Origin of the sequence: Lysinibacillus parviboronicapiens (assembly GCF_003049575.1) — a bacterium.
GTDB lineage: Bacteria > Bacillota > Bacilli > Bacillales_A > Planococcaceae > Lysinibacillus > Lysinibacillus parviboronicapiens.
Window position 1 is genome coordinate 99189 of the sequence record NZ_PYWI01000010.1, and the last position, 25301, is coordinate 124489.

A 25301-nucleotide genomic window follows, 5' to 3' on the forward strand; every position below is an offset into this window, starting at 1 on the left:
TAGCTTTCCATCTATATAGTTAAAATTCTTTTATTGTTGTATCTAGGCGACTCGCAACTTTCTTCAATTCTTCTGAAGACTCACCAATGGCTTCAATGATATTCGCCAATTCCGTTATTTGATTGCCCACATTTTGGAAGTTTATGATAGATTCCTCCACCGAGCCTGATATGGCATCGAAGGCTTTCAAGGATTCAACGTTTTGTTCAATACTGTTATTCACTAGTTCTTGAATTTCTTGAATCGCTTGTACAACCTGATTTGTAATACCAGTCGACATCCCAATTAAATCCGCAATTTGTTGCACTGAATTTTTCGTTTGATCTGCTAGTTTACGTACCTCATCGGCAACTACCGCAAAACCTTTTCCATGTTCACCTGCACGAGCTGCTTCAATGGCTGAATTTAGGGCAAGTAAGTTTGTTTGTCCTGAAATGTTTTTTACCATTTCAACAACCACATTAATTTTAGAGGATGAGTGATTTAATTGTTCCACCATCTTCGCCATGTCAACAGTCTTATCATTTATTTTTCCAGTTTGCTCATTTATTAATACTATTTTTGAATAACCTTCTGTTGATACCTGTTGCATTGTTTTTGCATCATCTATGCTTTCCTTCAAGAATGCTTTAACTTGCTTCGTACTAGAAATAAGCTCCGTCACTGCCTCATTCGTTTCATGGGATTGGCTGTCAATCTGCGTTGAAATCCCACCAACAATTCCCTTTATATGGGCACGTACATTGTTACGTTGCTCCTCTAATAACGTATTAGCGTAATGATCGTATTCCTCTAAGACAATTTGTTGCTCGAAATTACAAATTTTACTTATAGCATCACAATACTTTTCTTCTTCACCTTTCGATAAATGCAGCTCATAAACAATCTTCCTTAATGATTTTTCAAGATTTTGAAATGCAGCTAAATACCACTTGGGATACAAATTAATCTTGACATGCATCTTTCCAACACGTCGCCGCTTTTCTAAGAACGCTTCATCAATTCGCCCTTCAAACATTTCTATTATATGATGACGTAACGTTTGGCGTAAACGCTCACTCGAACTGTGCTTTTGAATAACTTCTCGTAAAGCAGGAACGCTTTCAACTACATTATAAAAAGCCTCTACCACATCGACAACATTTTGCTCAATATAAGGCTTCAAGCTTCTAATGAATTGTAAATCTTGTTCGGTAAGATTGACGAGCTCTAACTGAAGCAAACGTTCCTGATCTTGAATAAAAACCCCTGTATTTGATACATCACTAATCACAATTATATTTTGCTTAGGTCTATTCCCAAATTGAAACATTTTTCCACCCCAAATATTATCTTGTGCCACCCTATACCTTTTTTCCTAAACCATATGCAATAGTTACAAGTATTATTATCTTATATAAAATTGATTATAATGTATATTTTCTCATATTTACAATGGTAAAGATAATATGGATTTTAAATATATTCCATTTTGTAGTTCTTAAAAACTACTGATATAATGAAAAACCATCAAAAAAAGTTACAAAATTCAAAAAATACATGAAATATATGGTTAAAAAATTCTATATACAAAAAAACCACTCATCCTTGTGACAGATGAGTGACTTTTTGTTTACATAAAAATAATAATACTTAAAATAGCCGCCAATACCAAACGGTAAATTGCAAATGGCATCAGTTTAACTTTTGAAATCAGTGCTAAGAAGAACTTAATGGATAGTAAAGCAAATATAAATGAACTAATAAAGCCGACTGCATAAAAACCAAAGTAATCCATTGACAGCGTATCCCAGTTTTTCAGTACTGATACAAGACTTGCCCCTGCCATAATTGGGACCGCCATTATAAATGTGAAATCAGCTGCTACACGGTGACTAATCCCAAAAAGGACCCCACCCGAAATTGTGGCACCAGAACGTGAGAAACCTGGCCATAGAGATAAACACTGAACTAAGCCCACTTTGAAAGCTAAGCCATATGAAATATCATCTAACGAATCAACCTTTGGCTTTCTCGGTGCAAATTTATCGGCAACAATCATTAAAATTGCGCCAGCCACTAATGCATAGATGACATGCTCTACTTTAAATAGATGATCGTCTATAAAATCCTTAAATGCGAATCCTAATACTACTGCTGGTAGCATACCAACAATCACATGCATTAAGTTGAATCGTCCTTTCATCGATCTTGATTGACCATCAATATTGTATAAACCAACTAGGCTTAACATGCGCTTCCACATCACGACGATTACCGCTAAAATTGAACCTAGCTGTACGACGATTTTAAATGTGTTAGCTGGATACTTCCCTAAAAATTCTTCTGTTTTTAACCACATATCATCCACGATAATCATATGTCCTGTAGACGATACTGGTGCAAACTCTGTCATTCCCTCAACAAAGCCTAAAATAAGTGCCTTTAACAACTCTAAAAAATCCACATCGTCACCTTACCTTTTAACATTATTCAACAATCGTTGCGCCAGCTATACGCCAGCCACATTACGCAAGACGTAATTAATTTTTCCAAACACCCACTAATTATAAGATACTCTTTTTCCATATACTATAACTTTTTATCGAAAAGTAATATCCACTACCCAAAGCTCAGATCGACTCCCTATTCGCATCGGTGGACCCCAGAACCCAAATCCTGATGAAACAAGTGTATGCATTTGATCCTTCAACTTATAACCATAATCAAGCTCAAATACACGTGCCGTAATATAGTGATTTGGCCACATTTGACCCTTATGCGTATGACCTGACATATGAAAATCCACGCCCTCCTGCGACGGAGTTACAAGATCATTTGGTGTATGATTCATGACAAACCACGGCAAATTATCAGTATGTCGTAATGCATCTAATTGCTGTCTTTCTTTATTTGTAATATCTTCTTGTCCCGTTACTATAAACGCATTTCCAACTCGAATTGTTTCATCTCTTAAAATCTTCACACTGGCTTTATCCATTTCTTCTACAAATTCAGGGATTTTCTTGCCGTAATATTCATGATTGCCAAGTACACCGTAAACACCATAAGTAGCAGTTAGTGATTTCATCACCTCTGCCATTCCTTCTTTTACAAACCATTTAGGATCATCATCAACAATGTCCCCTGCTAAAAAAACAATATCTGGTTTGGCTTCATTCGATAAATTAACAAAACGTTGTAAATGCTTTTTATTTGAAAGCACTCCTAGATGAAAATCCGAAGCAACGACGACACGCATCGAAGACAGTTCACTCTCTTTTTTATCCATCGATATTTCTAAATTACGTACTACTGGAGAATAAGCGAAATATGAACCAACTATACATAAGAAGACTAACAAGGCCATCGCTATACTTCCTATTATTTGTACATTGTTAAATGGCGTTAACCAAATAACAATTTGTGCTACCAAACAAAGCATCAACCCATACTCAAATACAAACATCCAATAATTCCCGACTATTGAAAACACTTTTAACGATTCATGTATCCGTCCAATAACAATACTAAAGGCTATAACATATAGTACCGACCAATACAATACCGGATAATTGAACCACTTCATCGCAACAAGCCACTGCTTTGCGCCCCACCCTAAATAGAAGGTTAACGCGCCATATATACCGACTACAAATATTCCCATTGTCACTTTCGCCATATAAAAGTCCTCTACTTTCATATATTCATAGTTGATTATAGCATTACAAATTAAAATCGTATTTTCAAAGCCCTTTTATTTTTTATTTTCTTTCAGTAACATGATATATGTAAGAGAGTATTTACGTTTAAACAAGCGAAAAGGGGTGTTATTCGAATGGTAAGATATAAATTTGAATCAACAGAGCATGAGTTATTCCGTAAAACCTTACGTAAGTTTTTAGCTGAAGAGGCTGAAGTACACTATGCACAATGGGAGAAAAATCATCTTGTACCACTAGATTTTTGGCGCAAGTGTGGAGAAATGGGCTATCTATGCCCTCAAGTAGAAGAACAGTACGGCGGCCTAGGATTAGATTTTAGCTTTAGTGTTATTATCCAAGAAGAGCTTGAACGTATTGGTTCTAGTCTGATTGGAATTGGTCTGCATAATGATATTGTCGTTCCCTACATCGAGGCTTATGGGACAGATGCCCAAAAATCTCGCTGGCTACCGAAATGTATAACAGGAGATTACATTACGGCTATTGCCATGACAGAGCCAGGCACAGGCTCTGATTTAGCGAATATCCAAACAACAGCTTTACGTGACGGTGATCATTATATTGTCAACGGACAAAAAACATTTATCACTAATGGCATTCATACAAATTTAGCAGTTATAGCGGTGAAAACTAATCTATCTGCGGTGAAAAAACATCATGGAATAAGCCTTCTCGTAATAGAGGAAGGTACACCTGGATTTACCAAAGGTCGAAAACTAGAAAAAGTCGGGATGCACGCGCAAGATACCGCCGAATTATATTTTGAAGATTGTCGTGTTCCAGTAGAAAATCTGCTTGGTGAAGAGGGAAAAGGCTTCACCTACATGATGGAGAAGCTGCAACAGGAGCGTTTAGCAGTAGCTATTGCTGCCCAAACGGCAGCTGAGGATATGTTAGCTTTAACAATAGATTATGTAACATCACGTCAGGCTTTCGGAAAAGCCATTAGCGACTTCCAACATACACAGTTTAAAATTGCGGAAATGGCAACAAAAATTGAACTGGGCAAAACTTTTTTAGAATCTTTAATAGAAGAACATATTGCTGGCAAGAATGTTGTAACCAAGGTTTCAATGGCGAAATACTGGATTACCGAAAATGCGCGAGAACTATCTGCGCAGTGTATGCAGCTGCATGGTGGTTATGGCTATATGGAAGAATATAAAATTGCAAGACGTTATCGTGATATTCCTGTAATGTCGATTTACGCTGGCACAAATGAAGTGATGAAAATGATTATAGCAAAAAATTTAGGATTATAAGAAAGTAGTTTATTCTTTTGTAAATTGCACATATTTTTTCGACGAAAGCAAAGCAACAGGAGCACAGAGGAGGTTCGGTGCTCGCCCATGGAAAGTGAGCGGAATGATTCGCAAAACAGCAAAATAAAATAAAAAAGATCAAAGAAATAGGGCACTTCCTGTTCAAGCTTAACAAGAAGTGCCCTATTATAAGTTGAAGGACATTAGATAAATTAAAGTTATAAGTTTTTCAGTGTCCTCGCTTTCTGCCAACTGCCCTTTTTACACGAACGGTATACGAACAATCACTTTAAATAAGTCTCCATCAACGTCTATGCTCATTCGCGCCCCGTGTAAGTCCACAATTGATTGTGCAATGGCTAAGCCGAGACCTGAGCCCTCAGTATGACGTGAAGCATCCGCTCGCTTAAAGCGCTCAAACAATTCATCGGCATTTTCACTGATTTCATATTTTGCAACGTTCTTAACGGTGATTTCTGCATCACCATTAGCTGTACGCTTTAATGTAACATAAACACGGGTACCTTCTAATGCGTATTTCAATACATTGACAATTAAGTTATCAATGAGTCTCCACCATTTTTGTCCATCAACATTAGCATAAAGTGGTTCATGTGGCATCGCCATTCGTAAATCTAAACGTGCTTGCACTAAGTCCTCCTCATGCTCACCAACTGCCTGCTGGACAAGCTGTGTTAAATCAACCCGACTTCGATGAAGCTCAATATTTCCACTTGCCATTTTCGATACTTCAAAGAGATCCTCAATCAGTACTTTTAGACGCTCTGATTTTTTATCGAGAATATGAATATACTGCTTGCGCTCTTCATCTGTAATATCCGATTTCTTTAGTAAATCTGTATAAGTAATAATGGATGTTAATGGTGTACGTAGATCATGGCTAACATTCGTAATAAGCTCTGTTTTCAAACGTTCACTTTTAGCCTGCTCATGCATCGACGTCCGAACACCTTCGCGTAAGTGATTAAGATTTTCAGCATGTTTAGCAAGCGGTGATTTTCCCTTTATCTTTACATCTCTATTCAGACGCCCATCTGCCATGTCCTTCGTATCCTTCATAATACGGTTTAAATAACCCATTCTGGATAGAAAAACAACCATTGCTGGTATACCTATAATCGCACAGACCCCAAATACGAATACTGGAAACCCGCCAGCTATCATCGTAGCAACAAGACTACCACCACCAAAAAAGGCAGCTGCAACCATCACTATGGAATGTAATGCGATGGAACGGTTTAAAAATAGATCAGTTAGAGAATCTCCTAACCCCCATAAATAACTGTCTTTCAAGTTATCTCCCAATTTTTTTACTGTATTCACTCGTTCATACAACCAAATAAGTTGTACCAAAAACGCGATACCTAAAACAATTAATACTAATAGTGTAAATAGAAAATTAGTGAAAAAATTTACATAATTAGATTGGTAAGCATGTTCAATCGCTTCAAAAGTAGCATACGAAGAAAACCAATACATACAGCCCGTAATGAACAATAAAGCGACTTGGATATCAATTCGTAGCTTATTAAGATGATTTTTTTCTGGGAAGCCTTGCACGACTTGAAGTACTTCTTTACGCCCTTTCCAAGCAAAGATTGCCGCTATGATGCTTGTAATCCAAATTATAAAAAACATGTATTGATTACGTGTAAAACGTTCATAGCCGTCCATTACATCCGCTGATTGTGCTGCTGACTTAGAAATTATGATAGTACCTGTGTAATCGGTGCTTTCCTTGAAAGATTCTGCATCTAAAAAGGCTTCCTGACTATAAAAAATGTGGCTCAAACTATCACTAATATTCCAAGTACTTAATGGATGCTGTTGTGTATACTTTATTTTGTATGCACTACTATCGGAAACATTACCTGAACTGAACATTTTTCCAGTTTCAGTATTTATTAATTCATAAGACCAGTAATTATAGTTTTTAGCGAAATTTTTTGCTTCCACTTGCGCAGATTTTATATATTGATCAACAAGTGCTTCCTTTTCTGCTTGAATTTTCTTCCGAACATATTCATCGTCTTGAAAATTAGTCGTAATGTCCTTAATTTTTTCATCCCGCTCGTTTTCAAGCTTTGTCATCAATTCAGTCGCATTGACATCAGCCGCTTCTTGAATACGCCCCTCATATTGCGCATGAATACTTGCTACTTGGTCACTTAGTGAACCATAGTAATTACGATGTTCTTCAATTTCATTTGTTGTGACTTCTATCTTGCTCTTTAATTCATCAGCATTTGGTCTATTCAATACCAGCGGCCCCAACTCGGATTGAAAATTATCAAGCTCATGTTGAAAATTTTCTGATTGAAAATAAGACTTCCCGATATACTGATAGCCAATCTTTGTAAATGTAAAGACACCAAAAATCAACCAAATTAAACAAATAAGTGCGAGAAGAGATTTCCACTTTTTCCCCATTACAATGACTCCCCTCTAAAAAATTCTTTCTAGCAATTGTAAAACTTCAGACGAACGGGTATTTACCATCTGATACGCATAGACACCAAAATAGATAAGGCCGATAACCCCAGCCACAAAACCTGCTATTGTTAGATAATGTTCTATTTTATTTTTCCATTTTATAGCCAACGCCCCATACCACCTTTAAATAGCGCGGGTTTTTCGGATCTGCCTCAATTTTTTCACGTATTTTGCGGATGTGTACAGCCACAATATTTTCCGCATTGTAGGCTTCCTCATTCCATACACGCTCATAAATTTCTCGAATCGAAAAAACACGCCCTGCATTTTTCATTAGTAATTCTGTAATTTTATATTCAATTGGCGTTAAACGAACAGGCTCGCCTTCCAAAATAACTTCTTTAGCATCCTCATCTAATACCAGACCGTCAATCTCAACTTTTGCCGTTCCATCATTGTATGTCCCAAGTTGTACATAACGTCGTAGCTGCGATTTAACACGTGCCAAAAGCTCTAATGGATGAAATGGCTTTGTGACATAATCATCGGCCCCAACGGATAAGCCATGAATTTTATCGCCGTCCTCCGCTTTTGCACTTAGCATAATAATTGGAATATTGCGTTCTGCACGGATTTTAAATGTTGCAGTAATGCCATCCATATTTGGCATCATAATATCTAAAATTATCAAATGGACTTCATTGCTTTCAAGCTTCGCTAGCGCCTCTACACCGTCAGCCGCTTTAATCACATCGTAGCCTTCGTTTTTTAAGTAAATTTCAATACCATCACGAATATCTTGATCGTCATCTGTTACAAGAACTGTTAACTTCGTCATGATATACACCTCGCTCTCAAATAATAGTGTACCTTTCAAATCTTAAAAACCTACTAGCATAAAAATGAAGAAATTCTTAAGCTTTATTCTGATCTTTCTTCCCTTGCAAGCATGACAGTAGCGGCAAGCAACATTGCTCCCCAAATTAAGACGTCAAATTTAACTATTCACCCGTAAGGATTACGCCCCGTATTGTTGCAGCAACAGGTCTGTTAGTGATAAATTTCGGCAAAGTGGTACTATTTTTTCTAAGACCACTTTTAATTAATATTTAGGCTTGTACGCATAACTATCATAAAGATTTGTCCTTATGTACTTCATTATCCAGCTATATACCGCGCCACGCTATTTGAAAACGGACCTCATGCACTGAACGAACTATCATTACAACTACAGGCTATGCTTCTAGCTGTCCATTAGCTTTTTACTAAAAATTGTGTACACTGCAAGGGGTTTTTCTGCAAAAGAGCTAACGCAACCCCAATCATCATTATCACTAACTATACAGTTTTATCCAAAAACAGACAATTCCTATTTTTCTTCTTTTCTCATTCAACGTTATTAGGTTTTCTGTTAAAGAGAAGTTATAATAAAAACAACAGAAGGAGCGAGCGATTATGTACAAAACAATTGAAGAAACTGCTATTGACCTTGGTATGTCAGAACACCAAGTACATCGTCTTGTTTACGAGGGACGTATCCGCTCTGTCTATGACGGCACACAAGTGCTTATTAACAGCGGACAATTTAGCACTTACTTTGAGCAATTAGAGCGCATTAAAGAGGAAATCGAAATTTGGCGTAATACACCTATTCCAGAAGATATTGATATCAAAGATGAAGACTAAAAATACCAGGCACCCAAACAATTCAGAATTGTTTGGGTGCCTGGCACTTTGTTAAATCGTTACGACAAATCCCGCTCGTTTGCCAATAATCTCTGCGTAATCCTCGACCATAACACTTGCCGTTGGATACATACCTGCACCAGGTCCAACAAGTGTTAATGTACCGATGTAATTTGTGTCCAACGCTACTGCATTATTGACGTCATCAACGGGGTAAAGTGGGTGCTCTTTATCTACTAGTTGTGGGCCAACTTTTGCTACCACACGCCCATCAGCAAACTTTTCAACCTCTGCCACGTGACGATAACGCAAGCCCTTTTCACACGCTTCTTTTACTTGCTGTGCCGAAATACTATCAATACCAATTACTTCGACATCTGCCCAATCTGGTTGCTCACCAAATGCTAACGCACTCAAAATCATTAATTTTTTGAAGGCATCTTGACCTGATATATCATTATATGGGTCAGCTTCCGCATATCCTAATTTTTGTGCTTCTATTAGAGCATTGTCAAAGGACCAACCCTCAGCTCGCATTTTCGTTAAAATATAGTTACAAGTACCATTTAAAACTCCTTGGATACGACTTACATCATTTACAAGCAAAATATTTTTCATCGTTTTAATGACAGGTACGCCACCAGCTGTTGTTGCCTCGAATCCAACAAAGACACCATTTGCTTTAGCTAGTTCCTGCAACTCTAAACCACGCTTCGCAAACATCACCTTATTAGCAGTAATGACATGACATTTATGTTCGACAGCACGTTTCAAATAGCCAAAAGCGGGCTCTTCATTGACGATTGCTTCGAAAACAACCTGCATACCTGGCTCTGCTAAAACTTCATCCATACTTGTTGTCATCAAATGTGCTGTACCGGGTACGCGTTCACGGCTAGCGTCTGTAACTAAAATTTTTGCTACTTCTAACTCTATACCTAATTTATTTTTAAGCTCTTCACGCTTTTCCTTTAAAATATGATAAATACCTTGACCTACTGTTCCAAATCCTAAGATCGCTGCCTTTATAGTTGCCATTCCTGTTATTCCCTCCAACGTACACTTCCGCGGTTTTAATAAAGATAAAAATTTGTGCCTCACACAAATTCTAATAATTCGAAATTCAACTTAAAGAAAATTGTAACGTAAATAAATACTTTGCACAAGAAAAATCTTTCTAGGATGGACATTTGTTTTCTCTAGACGTGCAAAAGAAATCGTTTTCATTGCCTTTATTATACGTTTTTTTGCTTCATCTATAATTTTTGAACAAAAAATGACGATTCCTTTATAAAAAACTACGTCTTTCTTCTATTATATATATGTATGTAAAGTCGTAATATAGAATTGTTCTTTTGAAAGATAGCAACAAAATAATTTTTCTTTACACACGTTTTGCTAACGAACCAAAATATCCAACAGTTATTTCTTTTCCAACATCAAGATTACTGCTGTTTTAATCTGCTTAACAAAAAGCTCATTCCCTATAGCAGTAGAGAATGAGCTAATATTATATTAAGAAGAGTTAGCTTGCTGTTGTTAATAATACATAACGGTAATGTGCTAATGCTACTTGTACAAGAATCTCTTCTTCTTGTGTAAAGTTTGGTACAGAATATGTACGTTCTACTAATTGAAATGTACCATACTTCAAATAATACTCTGTTGCTGGTAAAGAAATATGATTTGTACCATAAGCTTGATACGTCTCGTAAACTTCTTTCACTGCGTAGCTTTCTTCTTTAGTATGCACAATTTCCTTAAAAGCAGTATGCCCGAAAGTTTGATGCCATTTTTTTTCAACTATCGAAAGTAAGCTTTGAATGGAAATATTATTCACAAACTCATGACTTTCATTTAATTCGTAAATAAAATAAGACGCGATGTTATGTGCACTATAAACATTTCCCATTTCAAACACTCCTTTTCCGATCATTTTAATAGGATGGGAGTAGTTGCTGGCTATGCTCCTACTCTCCTATCCAGCTATATATTCAAAAGTGGGGGAGCACTTATGAAAACAATTTTATGTTTAAAGCATTTTCCAACATCACATCAACTACCTTTGAGTTCAAGAGGATGTGTGTTTTTTGAGAGCTTATAGCTCTTACAATGAACATCTATCGAATGGGATGAGAAGTCATTTACAACTACATTTACTTACGTTCTTGGTTGGTAGCCCTCGAACCTTTTACTTAATCCCTAGTATATAGAATGGTTTTAGAGAAGTCAACAATACTTATATAATTACTAGGTATTATTTTTAGAAAAATTCAGATAAGCAACCGAATGAGGTATGCGCTTTATGGAGCAACGTTTCACGTATTGCCAAATGAGGCTTTTCACATGAGAAAATACGTAAAACGTGACATCACTTAAGCATCAATATTTGAATGCTTCTTTATTAAAAATTAAGCTTCTACTTCTTGTTGCGCCGCAGTTACTTGCGCAATAGCTTGTTGTAAATCGGCAATAATGTCCTCTATTGCTTCTAAGCCTATGGATAAGCGGATGAGCGACTCAGATACTCCTGTCTGGATTAATTCTTCCGCAGATAACTGCTGATGTGTTGTAGAAGCAGGATGAATAATTAATGATTTTGCATCTCCTACGTTTGCAACATGTGAGAATAATTTCACACTGTCAATCAGTTTACGACCTGCTTCACGTCCACCTTTTATGCCGAATGTAAGCACGGAGCCGAAGCCATTTTTCAAATATTTCTTCGCTAAATCATGAGTAGCGAAATCTTCTAAACCATTGTAATTTACATACTCCACAGATGGGTGGTTGCGTAAATATTCAGCTACAGCTAATGCATTTTCATTATGCTTAGGAATACGCAAATGGAGCGTTTCTAAACCTTGTAAAAAGTTGAATGCAGCATCAGCGCTTAATGTTGGTCCGAAGTCTCGCAGTAATTGCACGCGCAGTTTTGTAGCAAATGCAGCCGCTGCCGTATCGATACCGTAACGTAAACCATGGTAGGAAGCATCTGGCTCTGTAAAGCCAGGAAATCTTCCTTGTGTCCAGTCAAATTTTCCTGCATCTACAACAACGCCACCTAAAGTTGTTCCGTGACCGCCAATCCATTTTGTAGCGGAATGAACGACAATGTCTGCACCAAAATCAATTGGTGTAGAACCATATGGTGAAGCAAATGTGCTATCGATAATTAATGGTAAGCCATTTTCATGTGCAATGTTAGCTACTGCTTCAACATCTAGTACTTTTAAACTTGGGTTGCCGTAACCTTCAGCAAATATAGCTTTTGTTTTTTCGTTAATGGCTGAACGGAAATTTTCTGGATTTGTTTCATCTACAAAAATAGTTTTAATACCGTAGTTTGGTAATGTATTTGCTAGTAAGTTATATGTGCCTCCGTATAAAGAACTTGCTGCTACAATTTCATCGCCTGAGCCTGCAACATTTAAAATCGAAAATGCGATAGCTGCTGCACCAGATGAAAGTGCTACTGCAGCTGTTCCGCCTTCTAATAAAGCAACGCGTTTTTCAAAAACATCTACAGTTGGGTTGGTAATACGTGTATAAATATTACCCGCTTCTTCTAGAGCGAAAAGACGTTGCGCATGAGCAGTGTCTTTAAATACGAAAGCTGTTGAACGGTACACGGGAACTGTACGAGAGCCTGTGACTGGGTCTGGCTCTTGGCCTCCGTGTAATAATAAGGTCTCTGGTTTAAAATTTGTCATTTTTGTTCCTCCTAAAATGGTTATTTTTTTACGATGGTACCGGAGATGAGGAGGATTTTCTGTAGAAAACAAAAACCCTCTTCAGTTAAGAAGAGGGTTGCGGTTGCAAGTTTTCCTCCCCTTATCTGCCAGATCCAAGTATGAATCTGTAGGAATTAGCACCTTAGCAAGTAGGTTACTCGCTGGTTGCCGGGCATCATAGGGCCTATCCCTCCGCCGCTCTTGATAAGAGTATGTGATTCAATTTCCATCGTTGTTACACAGTATAAACATAGAGTTTTTTTCTGTCAACAGTAAAATTTGATTTTTTCTGAAACTTCTGTCTGCTCCGTAACGTAATATGAACACATACACTACTTTAAAATAGATTTTTCGAGAGGAGTATTTTTATGGTAAAAGCCTTGATAATTTTTCTTATTGTTGGCTATCTAATCGGCTGTATTCATGGCTCAAAAGTAGCACAATTGTTATCGGGGGTAGATTTAAAAAAATCTGGGCATGGCAATGCCGGCGCCTCAAACGCAACACTTTCACTCGGATGGAAATATGGCATATTAGTGGCGCTTATCGATATTGGGAAAGGCGTTGCCGCCATTATTGGTGTACATCTCTATTTAGCTGGTGCTTTGCATTTAACTGAAGTACAAATTTGGCTCTTAACATATACAATTGCAGTTGGAGTAATTTTAGGGCATAATTTCCCATTCTATATGGGTTTTAACGGTGGCAAAGGAACTGCTTCGATTATAGGGATTTTGCTTGCCGTCGATTGGAAAATCGGACTATTTGCACTCATCTTATTTGTCATTTTATCATTTGCCACAGATTATTTAATCGTCGGCGTCCTAGAATTTTATGTTGTATTTTGTACAGCTACTTTTTTATGGATTCCAGGAATAGGACCAACAATAATTGCACTTATCCTTTTTGGCATAGCACTTGTCTTACATATTGAAAATATTAAACGACTGATTCATGGTACCGAGCCTAAAGTAACTGCTGCCTTTAAGAAAAAGAAATAAGCACTATCACATTGGATATTTTTGTATTTTTTGTGACCATCTATTCTCTCGTTATAACTTAATATTGCTACAAATAGAGGGTTCTTTATGTTCTTGCACTTTTTACAATAATTAGACAAAATTACTTTCTTAATAAAGCATTTTATGGACCGATGTTATAGAAAACTAGAGTCATATTTATCGTTAGAAAGGATGAATTTATATGTCTACTCTCGAAAATGCAGCACCTAAACGCAATTTGAAGCCACTATGGATTGGCCTGGCATTCGCGGCACTTATTATTATTACATTTTTACCGAATAGCGGCGATTTACCCATAGCAGGCCAACGTGCTTTAGCGATTTTAGCTTTCGCAGTCATCCTTTGGGTAACTGAGGCAGTATCGTATCCTGTCAGTTCTGCCATGATTATTGCTCTTGTTACAGTTATGCTTGGTTTAGCCCCCTCTATGGATGATCCTACAACAGATTTAGGTACTTCAGGGGCGTTAAAAATGGCCTTAAGCGGATTTAGTAACTCTGCAGTTGCTCTTGTTGCCGCAGCTCTATTCTTAGCCGCTGCCATGCAGATCACTAATTTACACAAACGACTGGCTTTATGGATTTTATCGCTAGTTGGCACTAAAACGAAGGCAATTGTATTCGGTGCTATTTTAGTATCAATTGTACTAGCATTCTTCGTACCCTCTGCTACAGCACGTGCTGGTGCAGTCGTACCAATACTACTTGGCATGGTGGCAGCATTTGGCTTACCACGAGATAGTCGCCTGGCCGCCTTACTCGTTATTACATCTGTCCAAGCAGTTTCCATTTGGAATATCGGCATTAAAACAGCCGCAGCCCAAAATATGGTTGCCTTAAACTTTATTAAAGAACAGTTCGGTGTAGATATTTCTTGGGGTGCTTGGTTACTATACGCAGCGCCATTCTCAATCATCATGTCAGTGGCTCTTTTCTTCATAATGATTACGTTAATTAAACCTGAGACAAGCAATATTGAAGGTGGTAAAGATGTCATTAAAAAGCAACTTGCTGATTTGGGTCCATTAAAAGCACCTGAAATTCGTTTAATCATAACATCGGTAGTACTTTTATTTTTCTGGGCAACAGAAGACAAGCTTCATCCATTCGATACTACAACTGTCACAATTATTGCTATTGCGATTCTATTAATGCCTAAAATCGGTGTTTATACATGGAAAGAAGTTGAGCCACATATTCCTTGGGGGACAATAATCGTTTTCGCAGTTGGGATTATGTTAGGGACAGTGTTGCTCAGTACGAAAGGTGCGACATGGTTATCAGATACTGTATTCGGTTCATTAGGTCTTGATTCTATGCCAATCCTTGCAACAATCGCGATTGTTACACTTTTTAATATTCTTATTCATTTGGGCTTTGCCAGTGCTACAAGTTTAGCTTCCGCACTGATTCCGGTATTTATCGTATTAGCTTCAACATTAACTACAAATGTTGATCAAGTCGGTTTCGTGTTAGTCCAACAATTTGTCATTAGCTTTGGTTTCTTATTACCGATTAGCGCACCCCAAAACATGCTTGCCTACGGTACAGGTGCCTTTTCAACGAAAGATTTCTTAAAATCAGGCATTCCATTGACGATTATCGGGTACCTTTTGGTCCTTTTATTCACAGCGACATATTGGAAATGGATTGGATTGTTATAATAAAAAGAAAAGCCTTGAGAGACAGTTTTGAACTGAACCCTATAAATAAAAGACCATTCTCTACATTAAACAGCGATTAGATGACTTCGGTATGCTGCCGGAGTCATTTTTTTAATGTCCATTGCTTTCTTGTATTGTTGTAGTGCTCCATATAATTATCTATCATATATTCTAATTCTGCTAAGCTTTCAGCTTCTTTATAGTCTATTTCATCTTTAAAATGCCCAAAGAATGATTCCATTGGCGAATTATCTAGGCAGTTTCCTCGGCGAGACATTGACTGAAGTAATCCCATTTCTTTGACGCATTTTTGAAATGCTGGGTGTGTATAATGAAAACCTTGATCTGAATGAATATCGCTTCTGGATGTAAATTGTCATTGATATGCTCTTCTAATTTCTTTAGCGTACGATAAACAAACTCCATGCGTAAACTTGTCGATACGTCATATGCAACGATTTCTCGTGTTGCAACATCCTTTATACACGATAGATACGCTGTTTGTCCGCCACGGTATTGTAAATACGTAATATCTGTTAAAAACACTTTGCCTGGCTCTGTTTGATGAAAATCACGATTTAGATGATTAGGTACTTGACGATGGATTTCTGTAGCTTTGGCAAGATTTCGATAAGGGTTTGCACGTCTTACTTTCGAATATAGATTGAATTTACGCATTAATCGTAGAATTTTTTTATGATTCATCGGGATTTCAAGTAGTTCTTCTAGTGCCATGTAAAGTCCTCGATAACCCACTTTTCCTTTTGACGCATCATAAATCTTTTTTAATAGGACGTAGTCCTGAAAATCTGCTTCTTCACGTATCGCTTGTTTCTCACTATTTTGGAGCCATTTATAATAACCACTGGGGCTTACATTTGCCAAATAACATAAATAACGAGTCATATTTTTCAACTGATACAGTCGAATGGTATCATTAATTGCTTGATACTTTTCCCTTGGCATTAAAATAGCCGTTTCTTTGCCTGCCTTTCCATCTCGTCTAGCTTTTTTAACAGTGTTAATTCAGCTTCAAGTAAACGAATACGTACCTCTGCTTTTTCTAATTTCTTTTCAGCCGATAGGTTTTCTTTCTTTGGTCGACCAGAACCTCCTTTTCCGCGTCTTTCCTCCGAAAATGCTTGTTCTCCATGAGTTTTAAAAGATGCTCTCCATCGTTTAATCGATGATCTTGCTTTTTCCACACCAATCACTTCTAAATCAAATCCGTTTTCTTTAAAGATTTGTACTGGTCCCTTTCCAGCTAGATTTTCTTTGACCGCAAAAATTTTAAATTCCGGTGTATATTGAATAGATCAATCTGATACAGATGCTACAAATCGATTTGCTTCTATTTGTCGTATTTGATATTCGTTAAAAATGATTTTACTCATGCTAATTTCTCCCGTTCTTAATTTCGTATATTTCAGTATAACGGGTTTTTTAGTGAAATGAACAAAAAAACCCGAATAGGGTCACTTTTTAAAGTGTCCACTATTCGGGGTTCAGTTCATTTGTCTTCCTCAAGGCTTATTTTAAATATATTTTTATTTAGCAAAGGATGGATCTTTCATCGTACCGTTCTTTGCTAAGTTAACGTGCCATGACAATGCTTTTTCTAAATCATGTGGTGTTTGGTGACCACTTGTCGCTTCATTTGCTGCATTAAAGTACGCCCATAATTGTTCCCGATAATCTGGATGTGCACAGTTATCAATAATGCGACCAACTCGCTCTTTTGGTGCTAGGCCACGTAAATCTGCTACACCTTGTTCTGTGACAATAACATCTACATCATGCTCCGTATGGTCGACATGCGGCACCATTGGCACGATACTTGAAATTTTACCGCCTTTAGCGTATGACTTCGTCACAAAAATTCCCAGACGTGCATTGCGTGCAAAATCACCAGAACCACCAATACCGTTCATCATTTTTGTACCTGATACATGTGTAGAGTTCACATTACCATAAATATCTAATTCAAGCGCCGTATTCACGGATATTAAGCCGAGTCGACGAATAATTTCAGGTTGATTAGAAATTTCCTGCGGACGTAATACTAATTTGTCTGCATATTTTTTAAAATTACCGTATACACGGTTTCCTACTTCTTCAGATAGGGTAATAGAAGTAGCAGATGCGAAACTAACTTTACCGGCATCAATTAATTCAAACACTGCATCCTGTAATACTTCTGAATACACTTCTAAGTTTTCGAATTCAGAATCTTTGAATCCTAATAATACAGCATTTGCTATTGAACCGACTCCTGATTGTAATGGGCGTAAGCTCGTCGTTAAACGATCTGCTTTAATTTCCTCGCGCAGGAAATTCAGTAGATGGTTAGCCATAATATCTGTTTCTTCATCGGCTGGGACAATTGTTGATGGTGCATCTAGGATATCTGAAATCACAATACCTTTTACTTTATCTAAATCTAGTGGAATACCAATAGTACCAAGGCGATCCGATGCACTCTGCAGAGGGATGGGTGCACGTTTACCTTGAGGACCTGGCACGTAAATATCATGGATACCTTCTAATGCATCAAGTTGCGCTACGTTTAACTCAATGATTACTTGGTCAGCCTCTTGTACAAAAATTGGAGAGTTACCAACTGAAGTTGTCGGAATGAGTAAGCCTTCTTCTGTAATAGCAGCCGCTTCGATAATGGCAAAATCGATTGGACCAATGATGCCTTGGCGTACAAGTTCAGCATTGTGTGACAAATGTGCGTCAACATATGCGATGTCACCGCTGTTAATTTTGTTACGAATACCAGAGTCTGCTTGGTAAGGTCCTCGCTTGCGAATTGCGCCGGCTTCTGCTAGGTATTGGTCAACTTCTGGTCCAAGCGATGCACCTGTGTATACATCTACCTTGAAGTTCTCTGTTTTTGCTTTCTCTACAAGTGCAAGCGGTACCACTTTTACATCACCAGCACGTGTAAATCCACTCATCCCAAGTACCATGCCATCCTTAATCCAAGATGCGGCTTCTTCTGCTGCTACAACTTTACTTCGTAGCTGTTCATTACGAAGTTTTTTCGCTAACTTTTCTTCCATTCTTTATTCCTCCCATTCGTATTTACTCCAACTAGATTATTTACCCTATTTTTTTGGTTCTCCCCACCAATTTTACAAGGCATAAAATTAAATAATCTGTCGCATACATAATTTTACACTATTCAGAATATTTAAGCCATATCTTACAAAATATTTTACTTTACGAGATTTTCTAACCATAAAATAAATTATTTAAAAATAGTTTTAACTGGAAATTAACCGATTACTTATAAGGAATATATTCGATTTTACAGGAAAAGCGTGATATGCTTTTGGTATATATAAAAGGGAAAAAAGGAGAAATTATGATGGTGAAACAATTATTACGTAATCATTCCTCAGTTCGTATTTACGATGGCACACCTATATCAAAGGAGATTGTTGAAGATTTAATAGCTACTGCTCAAATGGCAGCAACCTCTCATTTTGTACAAGCTTATAGTGTTGTTTGGGTAACTGATGAAGAGAAAAAAGAAAAATTAGGTTTACTATCCGGTAATCCACGCCAATTCGAAACATCTGGCGGTGCCTTTGTTTTTTGCGTAGATTTCAAACGCCTAGAAATGGCCGGTAAATTAGAAAACGTTGACATTATTGCAGATTCAGCGGAGAACGTACTTGTTGGAGTAGCCGATGTATCGTTATTCGCGCAAAACTTCGTGATTGCAGCAGAATCTATGGGATACGGCATTTGCTATATCGGTGGTGTACGTAATAAGCCAGAGGAAATTAGCGAACTATTAAATCTACCAGAATTCGTTTTCCCACTGTTTGGCTTAACGATTGGTGTTCCCGCTCGCCGCAACGAAGTAAAACCCCGTTTACCAGTAGCAGCAGTGCTTCATGAAAATGAATATAATGCACAGAAATATGAAGAACTTTTACCAGCTTATAACGAAACATTGGAAGCTTACTATAATAGTCGATCCTCAAATCGTAAAATCGATAATTGGACTAAGCAAATGGCTGACTTTTTAATTGAACAACGCCGTCCATTCATGAATGATTTCCTTGCAAGAAAAGGTTTTAATTGGAAATAAATATATATTCAATAAAGTAGGGTTACTATTGTATGGTATTAACCCTACTTTTTTCTATTATTATAAAAGATACTCTTGCATATAGTAAATTTTTCTTAGTAGATAGGTTTAATTATGGTACAGATTAAACGAAAAGACTCTTCCCTTTTCCAACAATTCCATTACTATTAATACAAGGTGCTCTATATCGAAGGGAGTTTGTTCAAATGTCCTATGTCAATAAACATCTTGCACGTACCTTAGAACAGCAACATAAAAGAAGTATAAGAGGTTTATTTTTAAAAATTCAAGACTTAAATAATGAATGTACGCTATTAAGAAAACGACTTGAACCTCAAATTGACTTATCTATTTATAAAGATGCAGTGGATTATGTCGATCAATTCGTGTCTCATACGTCCATACTAAATTTAAAATTCATCACGAATACACAAAATCTAGAAGTCGTTGTATTACATGCCCTCTTATTAGAGCATATTTTACATAACGAAACAGCTCATTCATTCGAATATGAAAATCAACTGCTTCAAGGCTATATTCAAGAAATTTTAGCATTAAATGATCATGCCTCAACACTTTTTAAGAACCACCATGAAAAGATGCTTTATTACATTCATTCACAAACTGTATAAAAAAGACGATCATTGCAACTAATTTCATTGCGCTGATCGTCTTTTTGATTATTGAAGGCCTTTAATAATTAATGTGCGAACTGGTAAGAATTGCTCGCCTGTATCTCCATACGTCAGAATTACTTCATCACCTGCTTGTAAATAAATCGCAAGTGGTTCTGTCTCTGCACTGACTAAATAGTTTTCACCATTATCCAGTAAAAACGAAACTAGCGTAAAGTCGCCTAATCGTTCTTTGTGAACGCGCAACACTTTCCCACTTGTATCTTTTTCCTCTGCATTTGAACTACCTTCGACCGAGCTTCCACCACGGTTAAGCGCCGTTTTATATAATTTCAACGCTTCTTTTGGCGTTGTGGCAAAGGCTGAAATTTCAGGGTTTGCTGCTGATACGATGAAGTAGTTTTGTAGGAAACCATTCGCATCGAGTACCGCTGTTAGCCAGCTTGCTTCACCGTAGAAGTTATACAATACAGGCATTTCACCTGTCCATTTCTTCTCAATAAATTTCTTTTCAATAATTTGCAATGCCCCTTGAGAATCCATATAAGAAGCATCTTGATTACCCGTGTAATAAGTAGCTTGCCCTGTTCTCGCGTTCGTTAACGAGTAACCTAGCATCGAGTCAACACCCTCTTTTGGACTTGTAAAGTCAGTGAAGTAATACATGTCGCCAGCTTCATCGAAAATCGGGCTGACATTTGACTCTGTCCCTTCATCTGAAGGTAGCTTCACATCTTTTTTCCCAAACATACTATTCCAATAACCATGAACATATTTACCAAAGTAGCTATTTTGTAGACTTACTGTTTCAGGTGATACTGCCCCATCTATAAATTCTGGAACATCCGCTAACTTCACAACCTCTGATTTTCCGGATAATGCATCAACCAACACTATCCCTTGCACGTCAAAGCCATTGCGTGCTGAAATAAATTCTCCGTAGGAGCGAATATAGTAAGGCTTACCATCGTCATCAACTTCAAGCTGGACATCCCCGTAAAAAATTAGGAATGGATGTTGTAAACGCATATGACGTTCTAAATTAGCATTTAAATAAGCTGAAGGAATGTATTTCATTTCTTGTGCAACAAACTTTGGATTATCTGCGGAGTCAGTAGCACTCATTGTAAAGTAGCCAGGCGTCGTATCGCCATTCATCCATTTAAAGAAACCAGAAAATTCAACTGGTGCGATATAAACATACTCACCATTTACCTTTTGAATTTGTAAACGTCCCAACTCATAATAACTTGTGTTTGGTACTTGCCCAAACGCTTTTTTCATTTTATTACGGACAAACTTTGGCGGCACACTAGCAGGTGTTTGTGTTTCATCGAAAGGTTTAATTTCAACCTCTTCCTTCATTTCCGCAGATTTGAATTTATCATTTGCATTCCATAAAGGAGCTGATAATACATATACTGCAACAACTAGACTTGCCAAAAATAAAGTTCCTTTAATTTTTCGTTCGATGCCACTCGCTAAGAGAGCACCACCTAATGTTAATAAAATGATTGCTGGCCAAAAGACAAGCCAGTTTACATCAATTTTTGTTACATACAGTGTAATACCAGTCGCTAAAAATCCTAGAATAAAGGCTCCAATAAAAAAATATCCGATAACCTTCTTCGACTGACCATCTTCTCGCTTTTTTGTTATAAGCGGCGTTAATAAAACACTCGCAATTAGTGCAATGACTGCTGAGGCTATTAATAGCTTGGTCATTCCATTCACCCTCTCTTCACTTACTGTCTTACTTATTTACGATTACATAACGCAAAAGTTTCAATCATAAAAATATTATAGAAACAAAGGAATTTTAACATAAAAAGAGAATTTCAAGTGAAAGGAGTTGGAAACATGGCTAAAAAGTTAATAATTACTTGTATTACTGTGCTCGGCCTTTACTATATTTTTTTCTTTTCCCATATTACGGAGAGTATGAAACTCATATTTAAAGTCATTCCCATGATTTTAATTATTTTATTGGCCGCTACGCAAAAAGTATTACACACTAAAAAGTATCAAATGCTCATCATTATTGGTCTTATTTTTTGTATGATCGGTGACTATACGCTACGTTGGTTTTTGTTTGGCTTAACAAGTTTTTTAATTGGGCATATTTTTTATATCTTTGCGTTTGCAGGCACAAACACACGAAAGGTGCCGGTATCGGCGAGAATTTTGCTTCTTGTATATGGCTTAAGTATGGCCATTTGGATTGCTAGTACAGTCTTTCAATCCGGCGAAACAGTGCTAAGCATTGCTGTCCTTGCCTATATTTCAGTAATATTAATGATGGGTTGGACATCTATTCGTACCGGCTCAACTTTTGCAACTATTGGTGCTATGCTATTTATTGCATCAGATTCTTATTTGGCCATTAATAAATTCGTTATGCCTTTACCATTTTCACACGAAGTTATCATGCTGACATATTATAGTGCGCAATTGCTAATTGCACTAAGTATTCTTCAATATTCCGAAATCCGAAGTAAAGTGATACAATAAGGTGCCAGGCACTCAAACAATTCAGAATTGTTTGAGTGCCTGGCACGACATATACCATTAGGAGGCCATTGCAATGAAAGAACAAGTAATTGAACGTTTAATCCGCTACGCTAAAATTGATACACAATCAGACTTTACAAGTGAAACAACGCCTTCCACACAAAAGCAGTTTGACTTATTACATGTACTTAAAGAAGAGCTCGCAACAATCGGTTTAACCGATATTACATTAGATGATAATGGCTATTTATTTGCAACACTAGAAGCCAATACGGATAAAGATGTTCCGACAATCGGCTTCTTAGCGCATGTGGATACAGCTACTGATTTTACAGGCACAAATGTTCTTCCTCAGCGTATCGATAATTATGATGGTGGTGACATCCGATTAAATGAAAACCTAGTCATGTCTCCAGTGGATTTCCCTGAACTAAAAAATTACATGGGGCAAACACTTATCACAACAGATGGAACAACGCTGTTGGGAGCCGATGATAAGGCTGGCATCGCCGAAATTATGACAGCAATGGAATACTTAGTGAAAAACCCTACAATTAAGCACGGGAAATTACGTGTAGCCTTCACTCCTGATGAGGAGATTGGCCGTGGCCCGCATAAATTTGATGTTGCAGCATTTGGTGCAGATTATGCTTATACAATGGATGGCGGACCACTTGGTGAGCTTCAATATGAAAGCTTTAATGCAGCAGGTGTAAAGGTTATTACAAAAGGAACGAGTGTACATCCAGGCTCGGCAAAAAATAAAATGGTCAATTCCATCACAATGGCCATCGCCTTCCAAAACGAAATGCCTACTGATGCAGTACCTGAAAAAACAGAGGGTTATGAAGGCTTCATCCACTTAATGAACTTCAAAGGCGCTATTGAACATACAGAGCTTTCCTATATCGTACGTGACCATGACCGCCAAAAATTTGAAACGAAAAAACAAATAATGCTTGATGCGGCAGCTAAAATTCAAGCACAATATGGTGAAAATGCACTCACTATCACTATTGAAGATCAATACTATAATATGGGTGAAAAAATTGAGCCTGTAAAAGAAATCGTTGACATCGCACGTACGGCAATGGAAAAATTAGATATTGAAGCTAATACTCTACCGATTCGTGGAGGTACTGATGGTTCACAACTTTCTTATATGGGCTTACCTACGCCAAATATTTTTGCAGGTGGCGAAAATATGCATGGTAAGTTCGAATATGTATCAGCGGAAACAATGGAGAAAGCTTCGCAAGTTATTATTGAAATTGTCCAACTTTTTGAACAGCAAGGTAAATAAACTACCCTTTTTGCTGGCTGTTTAAAACAGTAACAACATAATTTTTCTTTACGGAGAAGGTTTTACGACTTTCTTCGTAATTTTTTCAATGTTAATAACTGAATTTTCTCATTACATAAGTAGTTAGCGTGTTAAACTCAAATTGGGGTGAAATTGTTATGAAAGAAATTGCATTAGGCATTTTAGCTTCTCTTTTTTTTGCTGTAACATTTATTTTGAATCACGCGATGGAGATGCAAGGAGGTAGTTGGCTGTGGAGTGCATCATTAAGGTACTTCTTCATGGTGCCATTTTTACTTGTTATCGTCTTCTATCGAAAGGGCTTTTCACAGCTTACAACTGAGATGAAAACACAGCCTATAGCATGGCTTCTTTGGAGTTTTATTGGCTTCGTGTTATTTTATGCACCTCTCACATTTGCAGCAGCATTTGGGCCAGGCTGGCTCGTTTCTGGTACATGGCAATTCACGATTGTTGCAGGAGTCCTACTTGCTCCTCTCTTTGTGTCAGTAATCGCTGGGAAAACTGTACGTCAAAAAATCCCGTTAATTTCATTACTAATATCATGTATCATTCTAGTCGGCATTTTGTTGATTCAAGTACCTCAGGCTCAATCCGTTCCTTTAAAAAACCTGATGCTCGGCATTTTACCAGTCGTAGTAGCAGCATTCGCTTATCCACTTGGCAATCGTAAAATGATGGACATTTGTGGTGGAAGAATTGATACGTTTCAACGCGTGCTTGGCATGACGATTGCATCAATGCCAGCATGGATTGTAATGGCGTTTTATGCAATCGTAACTGTTGGACTCCCATCAAAAGCCCAAGTTCTACAATGCTTATTAGTCGGTATTAGTTCAGGTGTCATTGCTACCATTCTATTTTTCATTGCCACAGACCGTGTACGCGATCATCAAGGCAAACTGGCCGCTGTGGAAGCGACACAATCCACAGAAATTATTTTTGTGATTATCGGTGAGGTACTCTTGTTAGGAATTGCCTTCCCAGATCCTATTGCACTTGCCGGACTCGGTGTCATCATTGTCGGTATGCTATTGCATAGCTACTATACAATGCTACTCGGTAAAAGGAATTCCACCGAACAATCATTATCTTTAGATTAAAAAGGACCGTCCAATCAGTCCCTAAAATCAAACAGGTGAGGAAAAACGAATTGTTTTCCCTCACCTGTTTTTCTATTATTAAGATTTCCGCCCTT

20 protein-coding genes, 1 pseudogene and 1 riboswitch are annotated in these 25301 nt (G+C 37.4%); of the genes and pseudogenes, 9 read left to right on the forward strand and 12 right to left on the reverse strand.

The features are described from left to right. Nucleotides 1–19: 19 nt before the first annotated feature. The 3 genes from C9J35_RS10745 to C9J35_RS10755 all read right to left on the reverse strand — a co-directional run bounded on the left by C9J35_RS10745 (nucleotide 20) and on the right by C9J35_RS10755 (nucleotide 3661). Complete coding sequence (locus C9J35_RS10745) at nucleotides 20–1312, reverse strand: globin-coupled sensor protein (RefSeq protein WP_107924539.1); 1293 nt, start codon at nucleotides 1310–1312, stop codon at nucleotides 20–22. A gap of 300 nt (nucleotides 1313–1612) precedes the next feature. After that, nucleotides 1613–2446 (reverse strand): undecaprenyl-diphosphate phosphatase, encoded by an 834-nt coding sequence (locus C9J35_RS10750; RefSeq protein WP_054768020.1) that lies wholly within the window; start codon nucleotides 2444–2446, stop codon nucleotides 1613–1615. A 135-nt stretch (nucleotides 2447–2581) separates the two neighbouring features. After that, nucleotides 2582–3661 carry a metallophosphoesterase gene (locus tag C9J35_RS10755; protein ID WP_107924506.1) on the reverse strand — a complete coding sequence of 360 codons (1080 nt, stop codon included), beginning with the start codon at nucleotides 3659–3661 and terminating at the stop codon, nucleotides 2582–2584. Between the two features lie 156 nt (nucleotides 3662–3817). Between C9J35_RS10755 and C9J35_RS10760 the strand changes: the two genes are divergently transcribed. Further along, nucleotides 3818–4966, forward strand: a complete 1149-nt coding sequence (locus C9J35_RS10760; RefSeq protein WP_107924507.1) for an acyl-CoA dehydrogenase family protein — start codon at nucleotides 3818–3820, stop codon at nucleotides 4964–4966. 261 nt (nucleotides 4967–5227) lie between these two features. Here the strand turns inward: C9J35_RS10760 and C9J35_RS10765 are convergent, their stop codons facing one another. The 3 genes from C9J35_RS10765 to C9J35_RS10770 are packed head-to-tail and all read right to left on the reverse strand — an operon-like array spanning nucleotide 5228 to nucleotide 8258. Then, complete coding sequence (locus tag C9J35_RS10765; protein WP_107924508.1) at nucleotides 5228–7417, reverse strand: histidine kinase dimerization/phospho-acceptor domain-containing protein; 2190 nt, start codon at nucleotides 7415–7417, stop codon at nucleotides 5228–5230. Nucleotides 7418–7432: 15 nt separating this feature from the next. Beyond that, nucleotides 7433–7588, reverse strand: a complete 156-nt coding sequence (locus tag C9J35_RS23585; RefSeq protein WP_167395951.1) for a hypothetical protein — start codon at nucleotides 7586–7588, stop codon at nucleotides 7433–7435. Continuing rightward, nucleotides 7566–8258 (reverse strand): response regulator transcription factor, encoded by a 693-nt coding sequence (locus tag C9J35_RS10770; RefSeq protein WP_107924540.1) that lies wholly within the window; start codon nucleotides 8256–8258, stop codon nucleotides 7566–7568. The genes C9J35_RS23585 and C9J35_RS10770 overlap by 23 nt, the downstream gene beginning before the upstream one ends. Before the next feature lie 617 nt (nucleotides 8259–8875). Between C9J35_RS10770 and C9J35_RS10775 the strand changes: the two genes are divergently transcribed. Then, nucleotides 8876–9106, forward strand: coding sequence for a MerR family transcriptional regulator (locus tag C9J35_RS10775; protein ID WP_054768021.1), 231 nt, complete (start codon nucleotides 8876–8878; stop codon nucleotides 9104–9106). A gap of 51 nt (nucleotides 9107–9157) precedes the next feature. Here the strand turns inward: C9J35_RS10775 and C9J35_RS10780 are convergent, their stop codons facing one another. From C9J35_RS10780 to C9J35_RS10790, 3 genes are all read right to left on the reverse strand, one after another. Beyond that, a complete protein-coding gene (locus C9J35_RS10780; protein WP_107924509.1) occupies nucleotides 9158–10144 on the reverse strand; it encodes a homoserine dehydrogenase in 987 nt (328 codons plus the stop codon). Between the two features lie 487 nt (nucleotides 10145–10631). Beyond that, nucleotides 10632–11018, reverse strand: coding sequence for a hypothetical protein (locus C9J35_RS10785; protein WP_054768026.1), 387 nt, complete (start codon nucleotides 11016–11018; stop codon nucleotides 10632–10634). A 499-nt stretch (nucleotides 11019–11517) separates the two neighbouring features. Continuing rightward, nucleotides 11518–12819 carry an O-acetylhomoserine aminocarboxypropyltransferase/cysteine synthase family protein gene (locus C9J35_RS10790; RefSeq protein WP_107924510.1) on the reverse strand — a complete coding sequence of 434 codons (1302 nt, stop codon included), beginning with the start codon at nucleotides 12817–12819 and terminating at the stop codon, nucleotides 11518–11520. 118 nt (nucleotides 12820–12937) lie between these two features. Then, nucleotides 12938–13051, reverse strand: a riboswitch (SAM riboswitch). 157 nt (nucleotides 13052–13208) lie between these two features. On the opposite strand from C9J35_RS10790, the gene C9J35_RS10795 reads away from it, so the two are divergent. Together C9J35_RS10795 and C9J35_RS10800 are read left to right on the forward strand one after the other, a co-directional pair. Further along, a complete protein-coding gene (locus tag C9J35_RS10795) occupies nucleotides 13209–13841 on the forward strand; it encodes a glycerol-3-phosphate acyltransferase (RefSeq protein WP_107924511.1) in 633 nt (210 codons plus the stop codon). Between the two features lie 202 nt (nucleotides 13842–14043). Further along, complete coding sequence (locus C9J35_RS10800; RefSeq protein WP_054768022.1) at nucleotides 14044–15525, forward strand: DASS family sodium-coupled anion symporter; 1482 nt, start codon at nucleotides 14044–14046, stop codon at nucleotides 15523–15525. Nucleotides 15526–15590: 65 nt separating this feature from the next. Here C9J35_RS10800 and C9J35_RS10805 read toward each other — a convergent pair. Next, nucleotides 15591–16919 (reverse strand): annotated as a pseudogene (locus tag C9J35_RS10805) (IS3 family transposase). A gap of 153 nt (nucleotides 16920–17072) precedes the next feature. After that, entirely contained in the window at nucleotides 17073–18593 is a 1521-nt protein-coding gene (gene scpC / locus C9J35_RS10810) for a succinyl-CoA:acetate CoA-transferase ScpC (RefSeq protein ID WP_107924512.1), read from the reverse strand. A gap of 308 nt (nucleotides 18594–18901) precedes the next feature. On the opposite strand from scpC, the gene chrR reads away from it, so the two are divergent. Beyond that, nucleotides 18902–19633: a class II chromate reductase ChrR gene (gene chrR, locus C9J35_RS10815; RefSeq protein WP_107924541.1), complete on the forward strand. Its 732-nt coding sequence runs from the start codon at nucleotides 18902–18904 to the stop codon at nucleotides 19631–19633. 206 nt (nucleotides 19634–19839) lie between these two features. Continuing rightward, the gene (locus C9J35_RS10820) at nucleotides 19840–20265 is read left to right on the forward strand and encodes a hypothetical protein (RefSeq protein ID WP_054768606.1); all 426 of its coding nucleotides are present in this window, start codon (nucleotides 19840–19842) and stop codon (nucleotides 20263–20265) included. Nucleotides 20266–20313: 48 nt separating this feature from the next. Here C9J35_RS10820 and C9J35_RS10825 read toward each other — a convergent pair whose 3' ends face one another. After that, a complete protein-coding gene (locus C9J35_RS10825) occupies nucleotides 20314–21993 on the reverse strand; it encodes a hypothetical protein (protein ID WP_107924513.1) in 1680 nt (559 codons plus the stop codon). A gap of 135 nt (nucleotides 21994–22128) precedes the next feature. Here C9J35_RS10825 and C9J35_RS10830 point away from each other — a divergent pair, with 135 nt between their 5' ends. From C9J35_RS10830 to C9J35_RS10840, 3 genes are all read left to right on the forward strand, one after another. Beyond that, nucleotides 22129–22779, forward strand: a complete 651-nt coding sequence (locus C9J35_RS10830) for a lysoplasmalogenase (protein WP_107924514.1) — start codon at nucleotides 22129–22131, stop codon at nucleotides 22777–22779. 73 nt (nucleotides 22780–22852) lie between these two features. After that, nucleotides 22853–24082, forward strand: coding sequence for a peptidase T (pepT, locus tag C9J35_RS10835; RefSeq protein WP_107924515.1), 1230 nt, complete (start codon nucleotides 22853–22855; stop codon nucleotides 24080–24082). 158 nt (nucleotides 24083–24240) lie between these two features. Next, the gene (locus tag C9J35_RS10840) at nucleotides 24241–25206 is read left to right on the forward strand and encodes a DMT family transporter (RefSeq protein WP_107924516.1); all 966 of its coding nucleotides are present in this window, start codon (nucleotides 24241–24243) and stop codon (nucleotides 25204–25206) included. Nucleotides 25207–25301 lie beyond the last annotated feature (95 nt).

What these genes read in the sequence shown, in the direction of transcription:
- C9J35_RS10800 (WP_054768022.1), top strand. Translation starts at nt 14,044, where the DNA reads ATGTCTACTCTCGAAAATGCAGCACCTAAACGCAATTTGAAGCCACTA.
- scpC (WP_107924512.1), bottom strand. Translation starts at nt 18,593, where the DNA reads ATGGAAGAAAAGTTAGCGAAAAAACTTCGTAATGAACAGCTACGAAGT.
- C9J35_RS10745 (WP_107924539.1), bottom strand. Translation starts at nt 1,312, where the DNA reads ATGTTTCAATTTGGGAATAGACCTAAGCAAAATATAATTGTGATTAGT.
- C9J35_RS10765 (WP_107924508.1), bottom strand. Translation starts at nt 7,417, where the DNA reads ATGGGGAAAAAGTGGAAATCTCTTCTCGCACTTATTTGTTTAATTTGG.
- C9J35_RS10775 (WP_054768021.1), top strand. Translation starts at nt 8,876, where the DNA reads ATGTACAAAACAATTGAAGAAACTGCTATTGACCTTGGTATGTCAGAA.
- C9J35_RS10790 (WP_107924510.1), bottom strand. Translation starts at nt 12,819, where the DNA reads ATGACAAATTTTAAACCAGAGACCTTATTATTACACGGAGGCCAAGAG.
- C9J35_RS10760 (WP_107924507.1), top strand. Translation starts at nt 3,818, where the DNA reads ATGGTAAGATATAAATTTGAATCAACAGAGCATGAGTTATTCCGTAAA.
- pepT (WP_107924515.1), top strand. Translation starts at nt 22,853, where the DNA reads ATGAAAGAACAAGTAATTGAACGTTTAATCCGCTACGCTAAAATTGAT.
- chrR (WP_107924541.1), top strand. Translation starts at nt 18,902, where the DNA reads ATGGTGAAACAATTATTACGTAATCATTCCTCAGTTCGTATTTACGAT.
- C9J35_RS10840 (WP_107924516.1), top strand. Translation starts at nt 24,241, where the DNA reads ATGAAAGAAATTGCATTAGGCATTTTAGCTTCTCTTTTTTTTGCTGTA.
- C9J35_RS10795 (WP_107924511.1), top strand. Translation starts at nt 13,209, where the DNA reads ATGGTAAAAGCCTTGATAATTTTTCTTATTGTTGGCTATCTAATCGGC.
- C9J35_RS10755 (WP_107924506.1), bottom strand. Translation starts at nt 3,661, where the DNA reads ATGGCGAAAGTGACAATGGGAATATTTGTAGTCGGTATATATGGCGCG.
- C9J35_RS10770 (WP_107924540.1), bottom strand. Translation starts at nt 8,258, where the DNA reads ATGACGAAGTTAACAGTTCTTGTAACAGATGACGATCAAGATATTCGT.
- C9J35_RS10825 (WP_107924513.1), bottom strand. Translation starts at nt 21,993, where the DNA reads ATGACCAAGCTATTAATAGCCTCAGCAGTCATTGCACTAATTGCGAGT.
- C9J35_RS10820 (WP_054768606.1), top strand. Translation starts at nt 19,840, where the DNA reads ATGTCCTATGTCAATAAACATCTTGCACGTACCTTAGAACAGCAACAT.
- C9J35_RS10785 (WP_054768026.1), bottom strand. Translation starts at nt 11,018, where the DNA reads ATGGGAAATGTTTATAGTGCACATAACATCGCGTCTTATTTTATTTAC.
- C9J35_RS10830 (WP_107924514.1), top strand. Translation starts at nt 22,129, where the DNA reads ATGGCTAAAAAGTTAATAATTACTTGTATTACTGTGCTCGGCCTTTAC.
- C9J35_RS10780 (WP_107924509.1), bottom strand. Translation starts at nt 10,144, where the DNA reads ATGGCAACTATAAAGGCAGCGATCTTAGGATTTGGAACAGTAGGTCAA.